The 20,965-nt window shown below is 65.4% G+C and carries 21 protein-coding genes; 1 reads left to right on the top strand and 20 read right to left on the bottom strand.

Features of this window, described 5'->3' with window-relative positions:
• Positions 1 to 5: 5 nt before the first annotated feature.
• The 12 genes from metK to pyrR form a co-directional block, all read right to left on the bottom strand.
• Entirely contained in the window at positions 6 to 1,232 is a 1,227-nt protein-coding gene (gene metK, locus AO716_RS11730) for a methionine adenosyltransferase (protein ID WP_055241007.1), read from the bottom strand.
• A 120-nt stretch (positions 1,233 to 1,352) separates the two neighbouring features.
• Positions 1,353 to 2,633: a bifunctional phosphopantothenoylcysteine decarboxylase/phosphopantothenate--cysteine ligase CoaBC gene (gene coaBC / locus AO716_RS11725; protein ID WP_055241006.1), complete on the bottom strand. Its 1,281-nt coding sequence runs from the start codon at positions 2,631 to 2,633 to the stop codon at positions 1,353 to 1,355.
• A 33-nt stretch (positions 2,634 to 2,666) separates the two neighbouring features.
• Complete coding sequence (rpoZ, locus tag AO716_RS11720; protein ID WP_055241005.1) at positions 2,667 to 2,927, bottom strand: DNA-directed RNA polymerase subunit omega; 261 nt, start codon at positions 2,925 to 2,927, stop codon at positions 2,667 to 2,669.
• Between the two features lie 39 nt (positions 2,928 to 2,966).
• Positions 2,967 to 3,536, bottom strand: coding sequence for a guanylate kinase (gene gmk / locus AO716_RS11715; protein WP_055241004.1), 570 nt, complete (start codon positions 3,534 to 3,536; stop codon positions 2,967 to 2,969).
• A 64-nt stretch (positions 3,537 to 3,600) separates the two neighbouring features.
• Positions 3,601 to 3,918, bottom strand: coding sequence for an integration host factor, actinobacterial type (mihF, locus tag AO716_RS11710; RefSeq protein WP_055241003.1), 318 nt, complete (start codon positions 3,916 to 3,918; stop codon positions 3,601 to 3,603).
• A gap of 142 nt (positions 3,919 to 4,060) precedes the next feature.
• A complete protein-coding gene (gene pyrF, locus AO716_RS11705) occupies positions 4,061 to 4,924 on the bottom strand; it encodes an orotidine-5'-phosphate decarboxylase (protein ID WP_055241002.1) in 864 nt (287 codons plus the stop codon).
• Positions 4,917 to 8,213, bottom strand: a complete 3,297-nt coding sequence (gene carB / locus AO716_RS11700) for a carbamoyl-phosphate synthase large subunit (RefSeq protein WP_055241001.1) — start codon at positions 8,211 to 8,213, stop codon at positions 4,917 to 4,919. Before carB ends, pyrF begins: the two co-directional genes overlap by 8 nt.
• On the bottom strand, positions 8,213 to 9,349 hold the full coding sequence (gene carA / locus AO716_RS11695) for a glutamine-hydrolyzing carbamoyl-phosphate synthase small subunit (protein WP_082413517.1): 1,137 nt from the start codon (positions 9,347 to 9,349) through the stop codon (positions 8,213 to 8,215). Before carA ends, carB begins: the two co-directional genes overlap by 1 nt.
• A gap of 38 nt (positions 9,350 to 9,387) precedes the next feature.
• A complete protein-coding gene (locus AO716_RS11690; protein WP_321164370.1) occupies positions 9,388 to 9,903 on the bottom strand; it encodes a hypothetical protein in 516 nt (171 codons plus the stop codon).
• Positions 9,891 to 11,279, bottom strand: coding sequence for a dihydroorotase (locus tag AO716_RS11685; protein WP_414826584.1), 1,389 nt, complete (start codon positions 11,277 to 11,279; stop codon positions 9,891 to 9,893). Before AO716_RS11685 ends, AO716_RS11690 begins: the two co-directional genes overlap by 13 nt.
• The gene (locus AO716_RS11680; protein ID WP_055240999.1) at positions 11,267 to 12,265 is read right to left on the bottom strand and encodes an aspartate carbamoyltransferase catalytic subunit; all 999 of its coding nucleotides are present in this window, start codon (positions 12,263 to 12,265) and stop codon (positions 11,267 to 11,269) included. Before AO716_RS11680 ends, AO716_RS11685 begins: the two co-directional genes overlap by 13 nt.
• Complete coding sequence (pyrR, locus tag AO716_RS11675) at positions 12,262 to 12,843, bottom strand: bifunctional pyr operon transcriptional regulator/uracil phosphoribosyltransferase PyrR (protein ID WP_055240998.1); 582 nt, start codon at positions 12,841 to 12,843, stop codon at positions 12,262 to 12,264. Before pyrR ends, AO716_RS11680 begins: the two co-directional genes overlap by 4 nt.
• Positions 12,844 to 12,955: 112 nt before the next feature.
• Here pyrR and AO716_RS11670 point away from each other — a divergent pair, with 112 nt between their 5' ends.
• Positions 12,956 to 14,149, top strand: a complete 1,194-nt coding sequence (locus AO716_RS11670; protein WP_055240997.1) for a PrsW family intramembrane metalloprotease — start codon at positions 12,956 to 12,958, stop codon at positions 14,147 to 14,149.
• Between the two features lie 80 nt (positions 14,150 to 14,229).
• On the opposite strand, the gene nusB is transcribed toward AO716_RS11670, so the two are convergent.
• The 8 genes from nusB to ruvX form a co-directional block, all read right to left on the bottom strand.
• Entirely contained in the window at positions 14,230 to 14,640 is a 411-nt protein-coding gene (gene nusB / locus AO716_RS11665) for a transcription antitermination factor NusB (protein WP_055240996.1), read from the bottom strand.
• Positions 14,637 to 15,200 (bottom strand): elongation factor P, encoded by a 564-nt coding sequence (gene efp / locus AO716_RS11660; RefSeq protein WP_055240995.1) that lies wholly within the window; start codon positions 15,198 to 15,200, stop codon positions 14,637 to 14,639. The genes nusB and efp overlap by 4 nt, the downstream gene beginning before the upstream one ends.
• 71 nt (positions 15,201 to 15,271) lie before the next feature.
• Positions 15,272 to 16,393 (bottom strand): 3-dehydroquinate synthase, encoded by a 1,122-nt coding sequence (gene aroB / locus AO716_RS11655; protein WP_055240994.1) that lies wholly within the window; start codon positions 16,391 to 16,393, stop codon positions 15,272 to 15,274.
• A complete protein-coding gene (locus AO716_RS11650) occupies positions 16,394 to 16,909 on the bottom strand; it encodes a shikimate kinase (RefSeq protein WP_235472071.1) in 516 nt (171 codons plus the stop codon).
• Complete coding sequence (aroC, locus tag AO716_RS11645; protein ID WP_055240993.1) at positions 16,902 to 18,113, bottom strand: chorismate synthase; 1,212 nt, start codon at positions 18,111 to 18,113, stop codon at positions 16,902 to 16,904. The genes AO716_RS11650 and aroC overlap by 8 nt, the downstream gene beginning before the upstream one ends.
• 32 nt (positions 18,114 to 18,145) lie before the next feature.
• The gene (locus tag AO716_RS11640; RefSeq protein ID WP_055240992.1) at positions 18,146 to 19,051 is read right to left on the bottom strand and encodes a shikimate dehydrogenase family protein; all 906 of its coding nucleotides are present in this window, start codon (positions 19,049 to 19,051) and stop codon (positions 18,146 to 18,148) included.
• Complete coding sequence (mltG, locus tag AO716_RS11635; protein WP_235472070.1) at positions 19,052 to 20,395, bottom strand: endolytic transglycosylase MltG; 1,344 nt, start codon at positions 20,393 to 20,395, stop codon at positions 19,052 to 19,054.
• On the bottom strand, positions 20,392 to 20,961 hold the full coding sequence (gene ruvX, locus AO716_RS11630) for a Holliday junction resolvase RuvX (RefSeq protein ID WP_055240991.1): 570 nt from the start codon (positions 20,959 to 20,961) through the stop codon (positions 20,392 to 20,394). Before ruvX ends, mltG begins: the two co-directional genes overlap by 4 nt.
• Positions 20,962 to 20,965 lie beyond the last annotated feature (4 nt).

Below are 20,965 nucleotides of genomic sequence, written 5' to 3'. Positions count from 1 at the left end.
GGGTACTAGGCGTTAAACCAGCGGCGCAGTTCCTCGACCTTGTCGAGGCGTTCCCAGGTGAAGCCTTCGTCCTCGCGGCCAAAGTGTCCGTGGGCTGCAGTCTTCTGGTAGATGGGACGCTTGAGGTCGAGGGCGTTGATGATACCCAGGGGCCGCAGGTCGAAGACCTCGTTGATGGCCTGGGAGATCTTCATCGGGTCAACGGTTTCCGTGCCGAAGGTCTCTACGTAGATGCCGACCGGACGGGCCATGCCAATCGCGTAGGCGATCTGGATTTCTGCCCGGCGGGCCAGCCCTGCGGCCACAACGTTCTTGGCAACCCAGCGCATCGCGTAGGCAGCTGAACGGTCCACCTTGCTCGGGTCCTTGCCGCTGAAGGCACCGCCGCCGTGGCGGGAGAATCCGCCGTAGGTGTCCACGATGATTTTGCGTCCGGTCAGGCCGGCGTCTCCCACCGGTCCGCCAATGACGAACGGTCCGCCGGGATTGATGATGTGCCGGACCCCGGAGGTATCCAGTTCCGTCCCTGCCAGCACCGGATTCACCACGTGCTCAATCATGTCCTGGCGCAGCTGGGCCTGTTCCAGCTCCGCTGCGTGCTGCGTGGAGACGACTACCGAGTCCACTGAAACCGGACGGTCGCCCTCGTACCCAATGGTCACCTGGGTCTTGCCGTCCGGACGGAGGTAGGGAAGTGTTCCGTCCTTGCGGACCCTGGTCAGCCGCTCAGAGAGGCGGTGTGCTAGCCAGATCGGAGTCGGCATCAGGACGCTGGTCTCGTCGCTGGCAAAGCCGAACATAATGCCCTGGTCGCCGGCACCCTGGGCGTCGAAGGGGTCCTGCGCCTCGCCCGACCGGTTCTCTACCGAGTTAAAGACCCGTGAAGCGATCTCAGGTGACTGCTGCCCGATCGAGACGGAAACGCCGCAGCGTGCACCGTCGAACCCGTTGGCAGAAGAGTCGTAACCAATTTCCAGGATGGTGTCGCGCACCAGCTGCGGGATTTCGACATAACCCTCGGTGGTGACCTCGCCGGCAACGTGGACCAGCCCGGTGGTTACCAGGGTCTCCACGGCAACACGCGATTCGGGGTCTGCCTTCAGCAGCCCATCCAGGATGGCGTCACTGATCTGGTCGCAAATCTTGTCCGGGTGGCCCTCGGTCACGGATTCGGACGTGAAGAGCCGCAGTGCGCGGGTATCGGCGGGGGCAGTCGTATTGCTGGAAGTCACGGGTTTACTCTACTTCGTTCCGGGGACAGTCCCCGTCTGGGGTCAAGCCGTGCCATGCACGGTCATACAGGGTCGCAGTGCTACACAGGGTGAAACATGCTGGGGAAATGCAGGAAGGGATCAGCCGGGCGGGACCGGGATGCTGCCGTCGCGGCCCCGGGATGATCCGGAGAACTCGGCAGCAATGCGCTCCATTAGGTGCCGGGCGATCTCAGCCTTGCTGCCGGTCAGTGCTGCCGGCTCGGCCTGGGGGTCGTCATGCGGGGACAGGATGCGCACCTCGGTGCTGTCTTGGCCAAAAACAAGCGACCGGCCCACCTGGTTCAGTACCAGGAGGTCACAGCCCTTTCGTTCCAGCTTGCGGCGGCCGTATTCAAGCACCGAACCGCTGCCGTCGCCGGTTTCTGCAGCGAACCCGACAATCAGTGCCGGCCCGGCCCCGGTCTCGGCGCGGTTCTGGACGGTCTCGGCCAGGATGTCCGGGTTACGTACCAGCGTGATAACGGGGTCGGAGCCGTCGTCGCGCTTTTTGATCTTGGTTTCCGCGTTCTCACCGGGCCGAAAATCAGCTACGGCGGCGGACATCACCAGTACGTCCGTGGAATGAGCGGCTTCGTGAACGGCTTCCCGAAGTTCCAGGGCGGTCTCGACCTGGACCAGTTCCACGCCCCGGGGTACCGGAACTTCCAGATGCGCGGCAATAAAACGGACACGGGCGCCTTCAGCCAGGGCAGCTTCCGCAATGGCAGCTCCCTGTTTGCCGGACGACCGGTTGCCGAGGAAACGCACGGGATCCAGGGGTTCCCGCGTGCCGCCGGCGGTGACCGTTACAGTCTTTCCGGACAGCAGGCCGGACGGGCCGGCGGGCACGGAATCCGTCCGCGCCGCAGCCAGAGCTGCAGCGAAGATGTCTTCCGGCTCAGGCAGCCGTCCCGGACCGGAGTCCTTGCCGGTCAGGCGTCCCGTTGCAGGATCCATCACGACGGCGCCGCGGGCACGCAGTGTTGCCACGTTTGCCTGGGTGGCGGGGTGGTTCCACATCTCCGTGTGCATCGCGGGCGCGAAGAACACCGGCCCGCGTGCCATCAGGAGCGTGTTGGTCAGGAGGTCGGCAGCAAGACCTGCTGCCGCCTTGGCCAGCAGGTCGGCTGTGGCAGGTGCCACCACAATCAGGTCAGCCTCGTGGCCGAGCCGGACGTGGTTGACGGTATCCACGGCGTCGAACACCGTGGTGCTGACCGGGTGGCCCGAGAGGGCTTCCCAGGTGGCTATGCCCACGAACCGGGTGGATGCCTCGGTGGGCACCACCTGGACGCTGTGGCCGGCTTCGGTGAACAGGCGCAGCAGTGACGCTGCCTTGTAGGCTGCGATGCCGCCGCCCACCCCCAGGACAATGCGCACGCCTGTCCTACCTCCTAGCCGTGGGTATGTGCCTTACTCGGCGGTTTCGTTGGCGCGGACTACCAGCATGCCGTCGTTGATCTCGCGCAGGGCGATGGACAGCGGCTTTTCGTTCAGCTTGGTTTCCACCAGCGGGCCAACGTACTCGAACAGGCCCTCGTGCAGCTGGGAGTAGTAGGCGTTGATCTGGCGGGCGCGCTTGGCACCGTAGATGACCAGGGCGTACTTCGAATCAGCGGCCGTCAGCAGGTCGTCGATCGGCGGGTTGATGATGCCTTCAGGCTGGGTAGACAAAAGATCTCCAAAGTTTTCGTGCGGATCAAGAACAGCAGCTCAGCGTTGGCGAGGGCTGATCCCCATGAGTGAAACGAGCTCTGCTGCAGCCCGCTGAACGTCATCATTGATGACAGTGTGATCGAACTCGGGCTCGGCAGCAAGTTCCAGTTTAGCGGTTTCCAGCCGCCGCTGCTGCTCCTCGGGTGTTTCGGTGCCCCGCCCGACCAGACGGCGGACCATTTCGTCCCACGACGGCGGCGCCAGGAACACGAAATTCGCCTCCGGCATTGACTTCTTGACCTGGCGTGCTCCCTGCAGGTCGATCTCCAGGAGCACCGAGCGGCCCTCGGCCATGGCGGACTCCACGGTCCGACGCAGCGTGCCGTAGCGGTTGTGGCCGTGGACTACGGCCCATTCAAGCATTTGGCCTTCCTCCACCAGGTCATCGAACTCGTCGGCGGTGACGAAGAAATAGTGGACTCCGTTTTCCTCGCCCGGGCGCGGGGCCCGGGTGGTGGCGGAGACGGAAAGCCAGACTTCGGGATAGTTGTCCCGGATATAGGTGGACACAGTGCCTTTGCCAACGGCGGTGGGACCTGCCAGAACTGTCAGCCGCGGTTGCGACACGTAGACCTCACTTTGTGTTTGTTGAGGTCCGACGCCGCTGCCGCCGCGGTGGGCGGCCGGTGGCTTAGTCGGACTCCAGTAATTCGATCAGCGCCTTGCGCTGGTGGACGCCAAGTCCCCTCACCCGGCGGGTGGGGGCAATACCCACGGTAGCCATTATTCCAGCTGCGCGGCGCTCCCCCACACCAGGCAGTGCCCGCAGCAGGTCCACGACCTTCAGCCGGCCCACGGCTTCCTCCGAGGAACGGGAAACTATGACTTCCTGGACCGAGAGTTCTCCGGACTTGATTTTGGCCTTGATGTCGGCCCGCACGGTGCGGGCGGCGGTGGCCTTCTCCCGCGCCCTGGTGCGCTCTGCTTCAGTCAGTGGTTTGAGGTTCAATTGGCTCTCCCGGGCGAAGACTGACCGCCCGTCAAACGGGGTGTGACCGGCGGCTTTGCGGTTTCTTGGGCTAGGGTCCGAACCTATCCGCCAGATGCGGGCAATGCAATGGAAACCGGCACGGAAGCCGTACCGGTTTCCACTATGGCTGCGGCAGGCCGTCCAGCGTGCGGGAGGCCGCCTCACGGAGTGCCTGGCGCTCCGGGCCGGCTTTGAGGATGTCGCGGCTGGAGGTGGCCAGCACATTGGCGTACGCCGCTCCGAAGGTTTTCCTTAGGTCCTCCCCCGTTGCGCCCTGTGCACCAAGGCCGGGGGCCAGGATCGGCGCGTTGGCAGCAGCCAGGTCAATTCCCAGGTCCGACAGGGCGGAACCGACAGTAGCTCCGACCACCAGCCCCGTAGATCCGAGGGTCCCGGCCGCAGCGTTTTCCGCCGCTGCGGCATCCACGATCCGTGCCGCCACGGAACGGTCCGCCCCGACGTGCTGCACTGTGGAACCCTCCGGGTTCGAGGTCAGTCCCAGGACAAAGACTCCCCTGCCCATGGCTGCAGCAAGGTCCAGCGCCGGGCGCAGCGACTCGTAGCCAAGGTAGGGGCTAAGCGTTACCGAGTCGGCAGCCAGCGGAGACCCGTCCCGCAGCCATGCGTCAGCGTAGGCCGCCATGGTCGAGCCAATGTCCCCGCGTTTTGCATCCGCGATGGACAGAACCCCGGTCTCGGCGCACGCCGCCAGCAGGCGCTCAAGTACGGCGATGCCCGCCGAACCGTGGCGTTCATAGAGTGCAACCTGCGGCTTCAGGGCAGCAGCCTGCTCCCCCACCGCCTCCAGGACGGTGAGGGAAAAGCGCTCCAGTCCGGCGGCGTCGTCATTCAGGCCCCACGCGGCCAGGAGGCCGGGGTGGGGATCGATGCCAACGCAAAGCGGTCCGCGGGTGTCCATGGCCGCCCGCAGGCGCGCACCAAACGGTGCGCGCCTGCCGGCAGCTTCAGTGCTGTGCTCAGGCAACGGTCGAGGCCTGGAGCTTGGCCGCATACTCCTGCAGCGAGCAGACGTCCCATTCGTAGGACCGCATGGCCTCGATAGCCTGAACTGCCGCAGTGAATTCGGACACGGTGGTCATGACCGGGCAGCCAATCGACGTCGCGGCGGCGCGGATCTCATAACCGTCCCCGCGGGCCTGGCCGCCGGATGGGGTGTTGATCACCAGGTTGATGTCCCCGGCCGTGATCAGGTCGACCACGGTTCCTTCGCCGTCCGGACCCGCGCCCTCGCCGACCTTGCGGACGGTGGTGGCCTGGATCCCGTTGCGGCGCAGGACGTCCGCGGTGCCGCCGGTGGAGAGGATCTCGAAGCCGAGGTCGCTCATGAGCTTCACCGGCATGATGATGGCGCGCTTGTCCCGGTTGGCGACGGAGACAAAGATCTTGCCGGCAGTGGGCAGCGCCGAGTTTGCGGCCGCCTGGGACTTGGCGAAGGCAGTGTCGAAGTACTTGTCGATGCCCATGACTTCGCCGGTGGAACGCATTTCCGGGCCGAGCAGGGAATCCACAACCGTGCCTTCAGGGGTGCGGAAGCGGCTGAACGGCAGTACTGCTTCCTTGACCGCCACCGGAGCGTCCAGCGGGAGTGCGGAGCCGTCGCCTGCCGCCTTGAGCTTCCCTGCGGCACGCAGTTCCGCGATGGTGGTTCCGGTTCCGATCAGGGCAGCGGCCTTGGCCAGCTGGACGCCGGTGGCCTTGGAAACGAACGGAACCGTACGGGACGCGCGCGGGTTGGCTTCAATGACGTACAGCACGTCGGAGGCCAGCGCGAACTGGATGTTGATCAGGCCGCGCACACCGACGCCGGACGCGATTGCCCGGGTTGCTTCAACCACGCGGTCGATCACGTCGGTGCCCAGCGTGATCGGGGGCAGGACGCATGCCGAGTCGCCGGAGTGGATACCGGCTTCCTCGATGTGTTCCATGATGCCGCCCACGTACAGGTCGGTGCCGTCGAAGAGCGCGTCGACGTCGATCTCGATGGCGTCTTCCAGGAACCGGTCCACCAGCACGGGGTGGTCCGGGGTGATCTCCGTGGCGTTGGCGATGTAGCGGGAGAGGTTGGCCTCGTCGTAGACGATCTCCATGCCGCGGCCGCCCAGCACGTAGGACGGGCGGACCAGGACGGGGTAGCCAATCTCGTCGGCGATCTTCTTGGCGTCCTCGAAGGATACGGCGGTGCCGTTCTTCGGGGCGATGAGCCCGCCTTCGTCCAGCACGCGCTGGAAGGCTCCGCGGTGCTCTGCCAGGTCGATTGCCTCCGGCGAGGTGCCCAGGATCGGAATACCGGCGTCGGCCAGTTCCTGTGCGAGCTTCAGCGGGGTCTGTCCGCCGAGCTGCACGAACACGCCCAGCACGCCGCCGGTGCGCTGTTCGGCGTGGATGACTTCCAGCACGTCTTCGAGCGTGAGCGGCTCGAAGTACAGGCGGTCGGAGATGTCGTAGTCCGTGGATACGGTCTCCGGGTTGCAGTTGATCATGACCGTCTCGTGGCCGGCTTCACGCAGCGCCATGGTGGCGTGGACGCAGGAGTAGTCGAACTCGATGCCCTGGCCGATGCGGTTCGGACCGGAACCGAGGATGATCACCGACGGCTTGGCGTGCTGCGCCACCTCGTCTTCCTCGTCGTAGGAGGAGTAGTGGTACGGGGTGTACGCCGCGAATTCGGCGGCGCAGGTGTCCACCGTCTTGTAGACCGGGCGGATGCCCAGGACGTGCCGCACTCCGCGGACCACGGCCTCGGACTGGTTGGTGAGCCTGCCGATCTGCTCGTCGGAGAAGCCGTGGCGCTTCGCCAGGCGCAGGACGTCCTCCGTGACCTGGGCTGCGCCGCGGATTTCCTCGGCGACCTCGTTGATCAGCTCAAGCTGGTCCAGGTACCAGGGGTCGATGCCGGTGGCTTCGTAAAGCTGCTCGGCAGTGGCGCCGCCCAGCAGTGCCTGCTGGACCTGGGCCAGGCGGCCCGTGGTGGGGCGCTTGGCTGCCTCGATGAGTGCCGGAACCTCGGCGGGGTCCACGGGGTCGAAGCTGAGCTGGGAGCCCTTCTGCTCCAGGGAGCGCAGCGCCTTCTGCAGCGCCTCGGTGAAGTTGCGGCCGATCGCCATGGCCTCGCCGACGGACTTCATGGTGGTGGTCAGCGTGGGGTCCGCGGCCGGGAACTTCTCGAACGCGAAGCGGGGAACCTTCACTACTACGTAGTCCAGGGTCGGCTCGAAGGACGCCGGCGTCTTCTTGGTGATGTCGTTCGGGATCTCGTCCAGGGTGTAGCCCAGGGAGAGCTTGGTGGCGATCTTCGCGATGGCGAACCCGGTGGCCTTGGAAGCCAGTGCCGAGGAGCGGGAGACACGCGGGTTCATTTCGATGACGACGACGCGGCCGGTGTCCGGTTCGATGGCGAACTGGATGTTGCAGCCGCCGGTGTCCACGCCAACTTCACGGATGACGGCGATCGCGATGTCGCGCAGCTTCTGGTACTCGCGGTCGGTGAGGGTCATGGCCGGTGCCACGGTGATGGAGTCACCGGTGTGGACGCCTACGGGATCGAAGTTCTCGATGGAACAGACAACCACCACGTTGTCGTTCTTGTCCCGCATCATTTCAAGTTCGTATTCCTTCCACCCCAGGATGCTCTCTTCGAGCAGCACCTCGGAGGTGGGGCTGTACTGGATGCCGGCGCCGGCGATGCGGCGCAGGTCCTCGGCGTTGTAGGCCAGGCCGGAGCCCAGTCCGCCCATGGTGAAGGACGGGCGGACCACCATCGGGTAACCGAGTTCCTCGGCGGCGGCGAAAGCCTCATCCATGCTGTGCACGATGATCGACTTCGCGGACTCGGCGCCGCAGCGCTCGACGACGCCCTTGAACTTCTCGCGGTCTTCGCCGAGTTCAATGGCTTCGATGTTGGCGCCGATCAGCTCGACGTTGTACTTCTCCAGCACGCCGTTCTTGTCCAGGGCGATCGCCGTGTTCAGGGCGGTCTGGCCGCCCAGGGTGGGCAGCACGGCGTCGGGGCGTTCCTTGGCGATGATCTTCTCGACCACCTCGGGAGTGATCGGCTCGACGTACGTAGCGTCGGCGAACTCCGGGTCGGTCATGATGGTGGCCGGGTTGGAGTTGACCAGGATGACCCGCAGGCCTTCCTCCTTCAGCACGCGCAGTGCCTGCGTGCCGGAGTAGTCGAATTCGGCGGCCTGGCCAATGACGATCGGGCCGGAGCCGATCACCAGGACGGACTTGAGATCGGTTCTGCGGGGCATTAGCGGGATTCCTTGTTCTTGCTGGAGGCCATCAGGTCGACGAAGCGGTCGAACAGGTAGGCGGAGTCGTGCGGGCCGGCGGCGGCTTCGGGGTGGTACTGGACGGAGAATGCGGGGATGTCCAGGCAGGCGAGGCCTTCCACCACGTTGTCGTTGAGGCTGATGTGGCTGACCTCCACCTTGCCGAAGCGTGCTTCGGGGGCGGTGACCGGGCCGTCCAGCGGGGCGTCGACGGCGAAACCGTGGTTCTGGCTGGTGATTTCCACCTTGCCGGTGCGCCGGTCCAGGACCGGCTGGTTGATGCCGCGGTGGCCGTAGGGCAGCTTGTAGGTACCGAAGCCCAGGGCGCGGCCCAGAATCTGGTTGCCGAAGCAGATGCCGAAGAACGGAGTGCCGGTGTCCAGCACGTCGCGCAGCAGCTTGACCTGGTTATCCGCGGTGGCGGGGTCGCCGGGGCCGTTGGACATAAAGACGCCGTCGGGGTTCAGTGCCTGGACGTCTTCAAGGGTGGCGGAGGCGGGCAGCACGTGCACCCGCACGCCGCGTTCTGCGAAGCGCACCGGGGTCATGGACTTGATGCCCAGGTCCAGGGCAGCAACGGTGAAGAGGGGCTCGCCCTCCCACCCATGGGCGGAAGGTTCAATGACGTAGCTGGCCTCGATGCTGACTTCCTCGGCCAGGCGGGAGCCGGCCATGGCTTCCTGCGCACGGACCTCGGCGAGCAGCTCGGCGTCAGTGCGCTGCGCTGCTTCGCCGGAGAAGATCCCGGCCTTCATGGCGCCGCGTTCGCGAAGGTGCCGGGTGATGGCGCGGGTGTCCACACCCGAGATTCCGACGACGCCCTGGGCTGCCAGGTCCTCGTCGAGCGTGCGCTCGGAGCGCCAGTTGGAGGGTTTGCGTGCCGCGTCGCGGACGATGTAGCCGGCCACCCAGATGCGGCGGGACTCGGCGTCGTCGCTGTTCACACCGGTGTTGCCGATGTGGGGTGCGGTCTGGACAACCAGCTGCCGGGCGTAGGAGGGGTCCGTGATGGTCTCCTGGTAGCCGGTCATGCCGGTGGCGAAGACTGCCTCGCCCAGGGCGGTGCCCGTGGCCCCGTAGCTGCGGCCGCGGAAGCTGCGGCCGTCCTCCAGCATGAGGACAGCTGTTCTCGGGGCGGGGGTTTGGTTCACTGTCACAGTTGTTCCTCGCTAGATGTTGCTGATTCCGGGCCCAGCGCCTTGATCGCCGAAACCAGGGGGTTCTTGTGGTCGGCCGCACGGGTACGGAACCCGGTGTCGACCCGCTTGGGTCCGAGCTGCCAGGTCACCATGACCAGGCCCTCCTTCTCCACGAACTTGCCGGCCATGCCGCGCTCCAGGCGGACTCCGCGCAGGTCTGCCCGCGGGATCCAGACGTCCGGTGCCCCGTGGCGGGCGAAGAGCAGGCCTTCGTCGAAGACTGCGGCGGTCGCCACGGACTTCACGCCCAGGCCGTACACCGCCACGCGGTCCAGCCAGTCACCGGCGGTGGTGGTGGCCACGTACTGGCCGTCAGCCTCGAAGCGCGGCAGCTCAAGTTCTTCGGGAAGCGGCAGGGGCCGCGGGATGTCTGACTGCCGCTGCCTGCGGCCGCGCCAGCCGAGCGCGAAAAGCGCCATGATTGCAGCTGCCGCGACGACTACACCGATAAGGAAAATTACCCAATCCACGGTGTCTCCTCAGCTGCGGCGGCACGGGGGCCGTTGAGTGCTCCCTCGAGGACTGTCGGATGGCCTGCGTAGAAGGTGGCTCGGACCTGGCCGGGCAGCTCGAGTCCGGCGTACGGACTGTTCTTACCCATGGTTGCCATCTTATGGGGGTCCACGGTGCGCCGCGCAGCCGGGTCAACCAATATGACGTTGGCCGGTTCGCCGCTTTCCAGCGGTCTTCCCTGCGTCCTCACGCCTCCGATCCGCGCCGGAGTGGCGGATGTCACGCGGGCGAATCCTGCCCAGTCCATCAGGCCGGTGTCGATCATGGTCGCCTGCACCACGGAAAGCGCCGTCTCAAGGCCCGTCATGCCCATGGCGGCCTGCGCCCATTCGCATTCCTTGTGTTCGCTGGGGTGCGGGGCGTGGTCGGTTCCAACGATGTCGATCGTGCCGTCGGCCAGGCCCCGGCGCAGTGCCTGCACATCGGATTCAGTGCGCAGCGGCGGGTTGACCTTGTACACCGGGTCGTAGCTGCGCACGGCTTCGTCCGTCAGCAGCAGGTGGTGCGGTGTCACCTCTGCGGTGACATTGATGCCCCGTTCCTTGGCCCACCGGATGATTTCCACCGATCCTGCGGTGGAGACGTGGCAGACGTGCAGGCGGGAGCCGGTGTGCTGTGCCAGCAGCACGTCGCGGGCAATGATGGATTCCTCAGCGACGGCCGGCCAGCCCGGCAGCCCCAGGACAGCGCTGACGTCACCTTCGTGCATCTGCGCGCCCTCGGTCATGCGGGGTTCCTGCGCGTGCTGGGCAACAACGCCGTCGAACGCCTTCACGTACTCCAGTGCCCGCCGCATCAGCACAGGGTCATGGACGCACATGCCGTCGTCGGAGAAGACCCGGACCCGGGCGCGGGAGTCTGCCATGGCCCCGAGTTCAGCCAGCCGTTCCCCCTTGAGGCCAACGGTGACAGCCCCGACCGGGCGCACGTCCACCCAGCCGGACTTCAGACCCAGGCTGTAGACCTGCTCCACCACTCCGGCGGTGTCTGCCACCGGATTTGAGTTGGCCATGGCGTGCACCGAGGTAAATCCGCCCAGTGCGGCGGCACGGGTACCGGTTTCAACAGTCTCGGCGTCTTCGCGTCCCGGCTCGCGCAGGTGGGTGTGCAGGTCGACCATGCCGGGCAGCGCCACCAGGCCGGCTGCCTCGACGGTGACGGCACCTTCGGGCGCTTCGAGGTCCTGGCCTACGGCCGCGATCAGGCCGTCCTGGATCAGCAGGTCAGCCGTCTGGGCGCCCAGCAGCGACGCACCGCGGATCAGGTAGGTGCCGTTGGCTGAGAGGATTGGCTGGGCGGCAGGTGCAGGTGTTGCAGTTTTCACTGTGCGGATACTTCCTGTGTCGTGCGCTGGGAGCTGCCCTCACCGGAGAGCAGCAGGTAGAGGGCGGCCATACGGACCGAGACGCCGTTGCTGACCTGGGCCAGAACGGTTGCCCGAGGGGAATCGGCAGCCCGGGAGGAGATTTCCAGCCCGCGGTTCATGGGGCCGGGGTGCAGCAGGATCGTATTGTCCAGGCCAAGGGTGTCCAGACGGTCAAGGCGGACGTCGTCGAAGCCCCATCGCCGGGAATACTCCCGGACCGTGGGGAAGAATGCTGAATGCATGCGCTCGGCCTGGACCCGCAGCATCATCACGGCGTCGGGTCTGGTTTCGAGGGTTTCGTCCAGGGAATAGCTGACCTTGCAGGGCCAGGATTCGACGCCGAAGGGCAGCAGTGTGGGCGGGGCCACCAGGGTGACTTCGGCTCCGAGGGTCTTGAGCAGCCAGAGATCCGACCGTGCCACACGGGAATGCAGGATGTCTCCCACGATTGCCACGTGCATGCCCTTCAGGTCGGTGCCCTGTGACGGCGTTCCGTGCAGCTGCGCCCAGTGCCTGCGCATCGTGAAGGCATCCAGCAGCGCCTGGGTGGGATGCTCATGCGTACCGTCCCCGGCGTTCAGGACGGCGGCGTCAATCCAGCCGGAGTTGGCCAGCCGGGCCGGTGCACCGGACGCACCGTGCCGGATGACGACCGCGTCCGCTCCGATTGCGGCCAGGGTCTGCGCGGTGTCCTTGAGCGATTCGCCCTTGGACACCGAGGATCCCTTGGCCGAGAAGTTGATGACGTCAGCAGAGAGGCGCTTGGCAGCGGCTTCGAAGGAAATCCGGGTCCGGGTTGAATCCTCGAAGAACAGGTTGACCACTGTCCGGCCGCGGAGGGCAGGGAGCTTCTTGACTTCCCGCTCCCCCACAGCGGCCATGGCCTCTGCCGTGTCGAGGATGGAGATGGCGTCCTGGTAGGACAGGTCCAGGGTGGAGAGCAGGTGTTTCACGCAGTGCCTTCGATCACGACTTCATCCACGGCAGGCTGGTCCGTTTCGGTAAGCCGCACCCGGACCTTTTCAACGGCAGCGGTCGGCAGGTTCTTGCCAACGTGGTCTGCCCGGATTGGAAGTTCGCGGTGTCCGCGGTCCACCAGCACTGCCAGGCGCACGGCGCGGGGCCGGCCAAGGTCGATCAGTGCGTCGAGCGCTGCACGGATAGTGCGGCCCGAATACAGCACGTCATCCACCAGGACCACTACCTTGCCGTCAATCCCGCTGGCGGGAAGCTCGGTGGGGTGCGGCGGACGGGTCGGCTGGTGCGCCAGGTCATCGCGGAACATGGTGACGTCCAGCTGCCCGGTGATGGCGTCGGCGTCGAGGGTGGGATCCGCAGCGGAGATCTTGGCTGCAAGCCGGCGTGCCAGCGGATAGCCCCTGCGTGGAATGCCCATCAGCACCAGATCGGTGCCGCCCTTGTTTGCTTCAAGGATTTCGTGGGCGATGCGTGTCAGCACGCGGTCAATGTCAGCTGAAGTCAGAACGGTACGGGCAGCCGCGGCGGCCTGCTGGGGATCGACAAGATCCATATTCTGCTTCCTCCTTCCCCGCCTCACAGGACGGACTTAAAGGTTGAATGCCTTTCAAAGCTATCACAGCAGGTGAGCCGTATATTCTTGGGTCCATGACAGGCATGCGCCCATGACGTTCCAGCCCGGAAGCGGGTATTCCCAGCTCCCGGAGCAGCCGGCCGGCCAGGTTCCCGAACTCAGCGTCCCCTCCCCTGCCCGCGGCACGACGGGCGTCCTCAACGTGCTGCTCATTACCGCTGCCGGCATTGTGCTGGTGCTGGTTGGATTGTTTCTTTTTGCGACGCTGGGCAGCGAGGCGTTCATTCTGTGCGGTGTGCTGGCCCTGATTCCGCTGGGCATCTGCCTGCTGGGCCTGCACTGGATTGACCGCTGGGAACCGGAACCACGGGGCGCACTTGTTTTCGCGTTCCTCTGGGGCGCCGGCGTCTCGGTTGCCATAACACTGCTCCTGGGCGGTGCCGTAAACGAGGTCCTGGTGGTTCTGCTGCCGCTTACGCCGGCGGACGTGATCACCACCGTGATCCAGGCACCGCTCGTGGAGGAAGCAGCCAAGGGTCTGGGCGTTCTGTTGCTGGTCTTTGTCCGCCGCTCCCATTTCGACGGGCCGCTGGACGGCATTGTCTATGCGGGCGTGGTTGGCGCCGGCTTCGCCTTCACCGAGAACATCCTCTACTTCAGTGCCGCACTGTTCGAAGCCGGCGGCGTGGGGCTGCAGCTCGGGTTCGTCTTTGTGCTGCGCGGACTCTTCTCTCCGTTCGCTCATGTGCTCTTTACGGCTGCGATCGGCCTTTCACTGGGCATCGCCGTCCGCAAACCCGGAGCCTGGCGGATCGTGGTTGGTTTCCTTGCCGGGCTGGCTGCCGCCGTGGCGGGACACATGTTCTGGAACGGCGGCATGGCATTGGTAGCCGACGACTTCTTCGTTTTCTACTTCCTGCTCCAGGTGCCGCTGTTTGCGCTGGCGGTAGGCGGGGTGACCTGGCTCCGGCGCCAGGAACAGCGCCTCACAAGGCAGCGGCTGGGCGAATATGCAGCGGCCGGCTGGTTCACTCCGGCTGAAGTGAACCTGCTCTCCACTCCCGCCGGACGCCGCCGGGCACTGCACTGGGCGGGGGCATTCGGAGCGAAGGCCCCCATGCGCACGTTCATCCGCGAAGCGACGCACCTGGCCCTTACCCGCCAGCAGCTGGTCAACGGCAGGGACCTGGAAAAGAACCTGCAGCGCGAGCACCTGCTCCTGGCAGCCCTCACCCGCACCAGGACCAGCCTGCTGAGCGTTACCGCCGCAGGACGCCGGTACTGACCTCTGCCGGCGACCGCCGCCGGGCACGCAAATGCCCGGCAGGCAAACCCTGCCGGGCATAGTGCATGATTCGCCGGACGCTAGGCCAGCAGCGAGTCCTTCAGCTGATGAAGGCGGCTAAGGAGCCCGTTGATGAACGCCGGCGACTCGTCCGTGGAGAGGGACTTGGCCAGTTCAACGGCTTCGCTGATGGCAACCTTGTCCGGGACTTCGTCGTTGTACAGCAGCTCCCAGCTGCCCAGGCGCAGGATGATGCGGTCAACCGCAGGCATCCGTTCCAGCGGCCAGCCCTGGGAATAGGTGCTCAGGAACTCGTCGATCTGCTCCTGCTTGGCAATCACGCCTTCCACCAGGTCCATGGTGTAGGGGTTGATTACCTGGTCCGTCTTTTCCCGGCGGGAACGCAGGGACTCGAGCGGAGACATGGATCGCTGTTCCGCTTCGAAGAGCACCTCAAGTGCCCGTGTTCTTGCTTTACTGCGTGCACTCACTCGTTAACGCGTCCCAGGTAGTCGCCGGTGCGGGTATCAACCTTCACCTTTGTGCCGGTTTCCAGGAACAGCGGAACCTGGATTTCGTAGCCGGTTTCCACGGTGGCGGGCTTGGTGCCGCCGGTGGAGCGGTCGCCCTGCAGGCCCGGTTCGGTGTAGGTGATCTCCAGGACCACGGAAGCCGGAAGTTCGATGTACAGCGGCGCACCTTCGTGCATGGCGATGGTGACCATCATGGACTCAAGCATGAAGTTGGCGTAATCGCCGACGATCGAGCCCGGGACAGTGAGCTGGTCGTAGTCCGAGGTGTCCATGAAGACGTAGTCTTCGCCGTCCTTGTACAGGTACTGGTAATCGCGGCGGTCAACCGTGGCGGTTTCGATCTTGATGCCCGCGTTGAACGTCTTGTCGACGACTTTGCCCGAACGGACGTTGCGCATCTTGGTACGGACAAACGCACCACCCTTGCCCGGCTTTACGTGCTGGAACTCAATGATGCTCCAGAGGTTGCCTTCAAGCTTCAGCACGGTGCCGTTCTTGATGTCGTTGGTCGTTGCCACAGTTTCTCTTTCGTCGTTTCGCTTCTGCTTCGAGTCTTATCCGTCGACCATTCTACCTGTTCGGCGATTCCCTACAGGCTGAGGCGAATCCCGGTCTCCGGTTCGGAGGCGATCTCCTGGTAAGCGGCAAAGAGCAGCGAGGTGTCCGGGACTTCCAGGATGGAAGGTTTCGCGAGTCCGTCCAGGACAACAAAGCGCAGCAGGTCACCACGGGATTTCTTGTCCCGGCGCATGCCGTCCAGCAAGGCGCTCCAGCGGTCCCGGCGGTAGCTCACCGGAAGCCCCAGGGAGGTCAGGATTTCCTTGTGCCGGTCTGCCGTGGCGTCGTCGAGCCGGCCCACAGTGCGGCCCAGTTCAGCTGCAAAGACCATACCGACGGAAACCGCGGCACCGTGGCGCCACTGGTACCGTTCGGCCAGCTCAATTGAATGTCCAAGGGTGTGGCCGTAGTTCAGGAACTCACGGCGTCCTGCTTCGCGCAGGTCACCTGAAACAACTTCTGCCTTGACCCGCACCGCACGCTCAACGAGTTCACGCACGACGTCGGAGCCGCCGTCAGCGACTGCCTCCGGGTTCGCTTCGATCAGGTCCAGGATCGCCGGGTCGGCGATGAAGCCGCACTTGACCACTTCGGCCATGCCGCTGAGCAGTTCGTTCTTCGGCAGCGAGCCAAGGGCATCAAGGTCTGCCAGCACACCGGCGGGCGGGTGGAAGGCGCCAACCAGGTTCTTGCCTTCAGCGGTGTTGATGCCCGTCTTGCCGCCAACAGCGGCGTCCACCATGCCCAGCAGGCTCGTGGGGATGTGCACCACCTTGATGCCGCGCAGCCAGGTCGCGGCCACAAAACCGGCGACGTCGGTGACTGCGCCGCCGCCCACGGCCACAATGGCGTCTGAGCGGGTGAAGTCGTTCTGGCCCAGCACCTGCCAGCAGAAGGAAGCCACCTGGATGTGCTTGCCCTCTTCGGCGTCGGGAATCTCTGCGGTGAGTGCAGTCAGGCCGGCTTCTGCCAGTTCGTCGCGCACGGTGTCCCCGGTGGTGCGCAGGGCGCGGGGATGGATGACCAGCACCCGGCGGACCCGCTCCCCCAGCATGGCCGGCAGGCGGCCCAGCAGCCCGTTGCCGATCACGACGTCGTAATTCTCTGCGGGTCTCTCACCCGTCACTTCAATGGTGGTGGCTTCAGCGGGCATTTAGTTCTCTCCTTCGTCCAGGGCTGCGGTGATGCGTTCCACCACCTCGGCTACTGCCAGGCCCCTGGTATCTATGACTATGTCTGCCAGCGATTCGTATATTGGCCTGCGGACCTCGGCCAGCGCACTCCACCGCGCCGCGGGGTCGCCGGCCAGCAGCGGCCGGTGGGCGGTGCGCGAAATGCGCGGCAGCACCGTGGCCAGATCCGTGTCCAGGAATACCACCGTAGCGCGATCCAGCAGCTGCTGGGTTCCGGTGTTCAGGACGGCTCCGCCGCCCAGGGAGATCACCGAGCGTTTAGGGGAACCGAGCGCACCGGCCACTGCCTGCGCCTCTGCCTCGCGGAAGAAGCGTTCACTGTGGCGCGCGAAAATCTCCGGGATAGGTCCGTGTTCCTCCACTACCAGCTGATCAGTATCAACGTACGGCAGTGAGTGGCGGGCTGCCAGTGAGCGGCCGACAACGGATTTGCCGGCTGCCATGAGCCCGATTAGGACCAGGTGCTTATCAGGCACCTGTAACGGTACCGGTCGAGGCGAGGAACTCCGGAATGTTCTCAAGGTAGGTCCGCAGGTTCCTTGCGGTCTCCACCACCGAATCACCGCCGAACTTTTCCGTCATGGCCTCAGCCAGCACCAGGGCAACCATGGCTTCGGCAACCACGCCGGCAGCGGGCACGGCACAGACGTCCGAACGCTGGTGGTGTGCGCGGGCGGGCTCGCCGGTAGCGACGTCCACCGTCTTCAGGGCACGGGGAACGGTGGCAATGGGCTTCATGGCTGCACGGACGCGCAGCACTTCGCCAACGCTCATGCCGCCCTCGATGCCCCCGGCACGGTTGCCGGAGCGGACAACCCGTCCCAGTTCATCCTGCAGGATCTCGTCGTGGGCTGCCGAGCCGCGGCGGGATGCCGTGAGGAAACCGTCGCCCACTTCAACGCCCTTGATGGCCTGGATACCCATCAGGGCTCCGGCCAGGCGTGCGTCCAGACGGCGGTCCCAGTGGACGTAGCTGCCCAGTCCCGGCGGGAGTCCGTAGGCCAGCACCTCGACGACGCCGCCCAGCGTTTCGCCTTCCTTGTGCGCGGCATCCACCTCGGCAACCATCGCTTCGGTGACTGCAGGGTCAAAGCAGCGCATGGGGTTTTCATCCAGTGCTGCGACGTCGGCGGGCAGCGGCAGCGCGGAGCCTTCCGGGGAACCGACGCCGGCGATCGAGACAGTGTGGCTGACCAGTTCGACGCCGAGCTGGTTCAGGAAGGCTGAGGCGACGGCGCCAAGCGCCACACGGGCTGCGGTCTCCCGGGCGCTGGCCCTCTCAAGTACCGGCCGGGCCTCGCTGAAGCCATACTTCTGCATACCGGTGAAATCCGCGTGTCCCGGGCGGGGCCGGGTCAGCGGGGCGTTGCGTGCCTGGCCCTCAAGGATTTCCGGGGCCACAGGATCAGATGCCATGATCTGCTCCCACTTGGGCCACTCCGTATTGCCGACCTCGATCGCCACCGGGCCGCCCTGGGTCAGTCCGTGGCGGACACCCCCAAGGATGCGGACCTCGTCCTGTTCGAACTTCATCCGGGCGCCGCGGCCGTAGCCAAGACGGCGGCGGGCCAGTGCTTCCTGGATGGACGGGGTGCTTACCTCGACGCCCGCGGGGACGCCCTCAATAATTCCAACCAGTGCAGGCCCATGGGACTCACCGGCGGTCAACCAACGCAACATGGCTTCAATACTGCCACGTTCGGAAGGTGCGTTCAGCGCGCAGGCAGTCCCACTGCGTCACACATCACGTTTATGACGGCGTCCTCGTCGCGGAACGCGTTCCCGGTAAACAGACGGACCTGTTCCACTGCCTGGTACAGAAGCATTTCAAGGCCCGGCACGATCGTTCCTCCGGCGCTTTCCCAGGCCTGCGCGATCCGGCTGGGCCACGGGTCGTAGGCAGCATCCAGCAGGACGGCGCCGGTGCGGGCAGCACCGAGCGCGTTAAAGGCGTCAGCAAGGGCATCTGCTCCGCGCGGCGGGAGGGTGCAGATGACGACGTCGGCCTCCGTGCACGCCTGTGCAGCGTCGTTCCAGGGGTGCAGATTGACGGTGATGCCAAGCGCGGCACCGACCTTCGATACGTTGGCCGCCTGGGCCGATCCCCGTGATTGGGTATTCTGCGCCTGGTCCCCGCGCTGATGGCTGCGGGCGTAGACGTCCACAGCGGTGCAGCCCATCCGGGAGAATGCGGCCACGGCGGCACACGCGGTTCCACCGGCCCCCAGGACAATTCCGCGGGGCGCGTCCCCGGCGCCGGCATGGCGCAGGGCGTTAACCAGCCCGAGGACGTCGGTGTTCCAGCCGGTGAGCACGGCCCCGCCGGGTCCATGGTCAAATGTGACGGTGTTCAGCACACCAAGGGCGTGTGCCAGCGGATCCAGGTGGTCGACGGCGGCAGCCATGGCAGCCTTCAGCGGCATGGTGACGGACAGTCCGTTCCATGCCGGGTCCTGACGGGCAGCCGCAGCGAAGTCCGCTGCGGCTGCTTCCTCTACGTCAATCGCCTCATAGCTGCAGTCAAAACCCAGGTACTCATACGCGGCACGGTGAAGCTGGGGGGACCGGGAATGCCCAATCGGATGTCCCAGTACCGCCGCGCGTTTGCGGCCAGGCAACTATTCGCACCTTCCGGCTTTCTGCGTGCCGCACCATTCCTGGTACTCGGCAACGTAGCGTCCGTGTTCGGCCAGCGTGCTGGAGAACTTGGTCTCCCCGGAGTCCAGGTTGACCGTCACCCAGTAGAAGTAGGGAACGTCCGCCGGGTTGGCGGCAGCGTCGATCGCTTCCTCGCTGGGAGAGCCGATCGGTCCCACCGGCAGGCCCGGGTTCGCATAGGTGTTCCAGCGGTTTGAGGTGTCCGCCTTCTCCTCCGGTGTGAGGTTGTAGCTCTTGCGGTTCAGGCCGTAGGTCACCGTCGCATCGGACTGGATGAGTCCGTTGGTCTCCGTATTGTCGGCACGCAGGCGGTTCTCGATTGCACCTGCCACTGTGGCGTAGTCGGCCTCCCCTGCCTCCGCCTGGATGATACTGGCCTTGGTCAGCACCTCGTACTGCTGCGTCGGGTCCGTGATGCCTGCGTCCTCAAGAGCGGCAAACGCGTTCTGGGTCATTTCGCCAATAATGTCCTCGGCGGTCATGTCCACCGGGAACCGGTACTCACCGGGGAAGAGGTAGCCTTCCAGGCTGACTGCCTGGGCCGGCAGGCCAAAGTCCTGCGGATTCTGTGCCAGGGCAGTGAACGTCTCCAACGGAATGCCGGTGGATTCGACGAGCTTGTCAAAGGTCTCGCTCTGGCGCAGGTCACGGTCGATTGCGGCGTAGTGAACTGCCGTCCCCCCGTCACCCAGCAGGGCTTCCAGTGCCCCTGAGGAACTCATCTGGTAACGCATCTCGAAGGTTCCCGGCTGGATCTCCCGGCCCTGGGATTCCTGCTGGAAGACCTCGAGGAAAGTCTTGCTGTTCGCGACGATGTCCTGGCCGGCAAGGTTGTTGCCGATCACCAGGGGCCCGTCACCGGGCTGGACCACGAAAGAGACAGTTCCCTCCCCCGGTCCCTCATAGTCCTTGACCTCGTTCATGCCCAGCAGGTCACGGAGGAAGACGGTCAGTCCGAAGACAGCACCGGCGAAGACCGCGAGGACTAGGACCATAACGATTGTCCGGCGCCGCCGGCGGCGCTGCTTGGCGCGGGTTGGGCGGCGGCTGCGCCTGCTGGGAGCCTCATCCTCAGCAAAGAAAGTCTGCACGGCGGGAGCCGGTTCATGGTGCCCGGTCCCGCTGTAGGCCTCCGCGTACTGTGCCTCTGCGTAACGGGCATCCTGGTACTGCGGCTCTTCGTAGTGCCCCTCCGCGTAGGCATCCGCATACTGGTCATCCGGGTGCTGGGCATCGCGGTTCACGCCGGGCACATGGTCCGGATGCTCTTCTGCACCGTGGGAGTCGGGGTACCTGTGGCTCACGACGCCGTATCGCTTTCGGGGCGGCTTTCCTCGGAAATAGTTGGCTCCTCGTTCGGGGCCGGAGCAGCAGATCGCTTGCTCCGGCGCAGTGTGACCGGCACCCCCACATCGCGTCCCAGGGAACGCTGCATGTCAATGGCCTGCTGCAATATACCCACAGCGGCCACTTGGTCTACTACTCTACGGTGATTTCTTGTGTCCAAGCCAGCTTCCCGCAGGGAGCGGTGTGCGCTCACTGTGCTCAGCCGCTCATCAATAAGCCGGACAGGCACGTCCAGTCCTGCCTTATCCAGGAACTCTGCGAGGACCTGGGCATAGTCTCGGGCCATCGCGGTGGAAGCTGTTTCCGTGCCCTTCATGCTCTGCGGCAGGCCGACAAAGAACTCGACGGTTCCCCGCTCGGCAGCTTCCCTCACCAGCACCTGGATATCGCTGTTCTTCTTGGCATCGCGTTTCAACGTGCGCACGGGGGTGGCCAGCAGGCCGTCGGGGTCGCAGGAGGCGACCCCGACGCGTGCCAGTCCAACATCGACGCCGAGCTTCGTTCCGCGCGGGTAGCCGGACACTGTG

The sequence above is a fragment of the Arthrobacter sp. Edens01 genome (genome assembly GCF_001307035.1).
Taxonomy (GTDB): domain Bacteria; phylum Actinomycetota; class Actinomycetes; order Actinomycetales; family Micrococcaceae; genus Arthrobacter_B.
The sequence above is the reverse complement of the archived record's forward strand: the minus strand, read 5'-3'. Positions and strand labels throughout refer to the sequence as shown.

Excerpts from the sequence above, each read along its gene's own strand:
- carB (WP_055241001.1), bottom strand. The coding sequence starts at position 8,213 with ATGCCCCGCAGAACCGATCTCAAGTCCGTCCTGGTGATCGGCTCCGGC.
- carA (WP_082413517.1), bottom strand. The coding sequence starts at position 9,349 with ATGCTGGAGGACGGCCGCAGCTTCCGCGGCCGCAGCTACGGGGCCACG.
- pyrR (WP_055240998.1), bottom strand. The coding sequence starts at position 12,843 with ATGGATCTTGTCGATCCCCAGCAGGCCGCCGCGGCTGCCCGTACCGTT.
- AO716_RS11670 (WP_055240997.1), top strand. The coding sequence starts at position 12,956 with ATGACGTTCCAGCCCGGAAGCGGGTATTCCCAGCTCCCGGAGCAGCCG.
- aroB (WP_055240994.1), bottom strand. The coding sequence starts at position 16,393 with ATGCCCGCTGAAGCCACCACCATTGAAGTGACGGGTGAGAGACCCGCA.
- aroC (WP_055240993.1), bottom strand. The coding sequence starts at position 18,113 with ATGTTGCGTTGGTTGACCGCCGGTGAGTCCCATGGGCCTGCACTGGTT.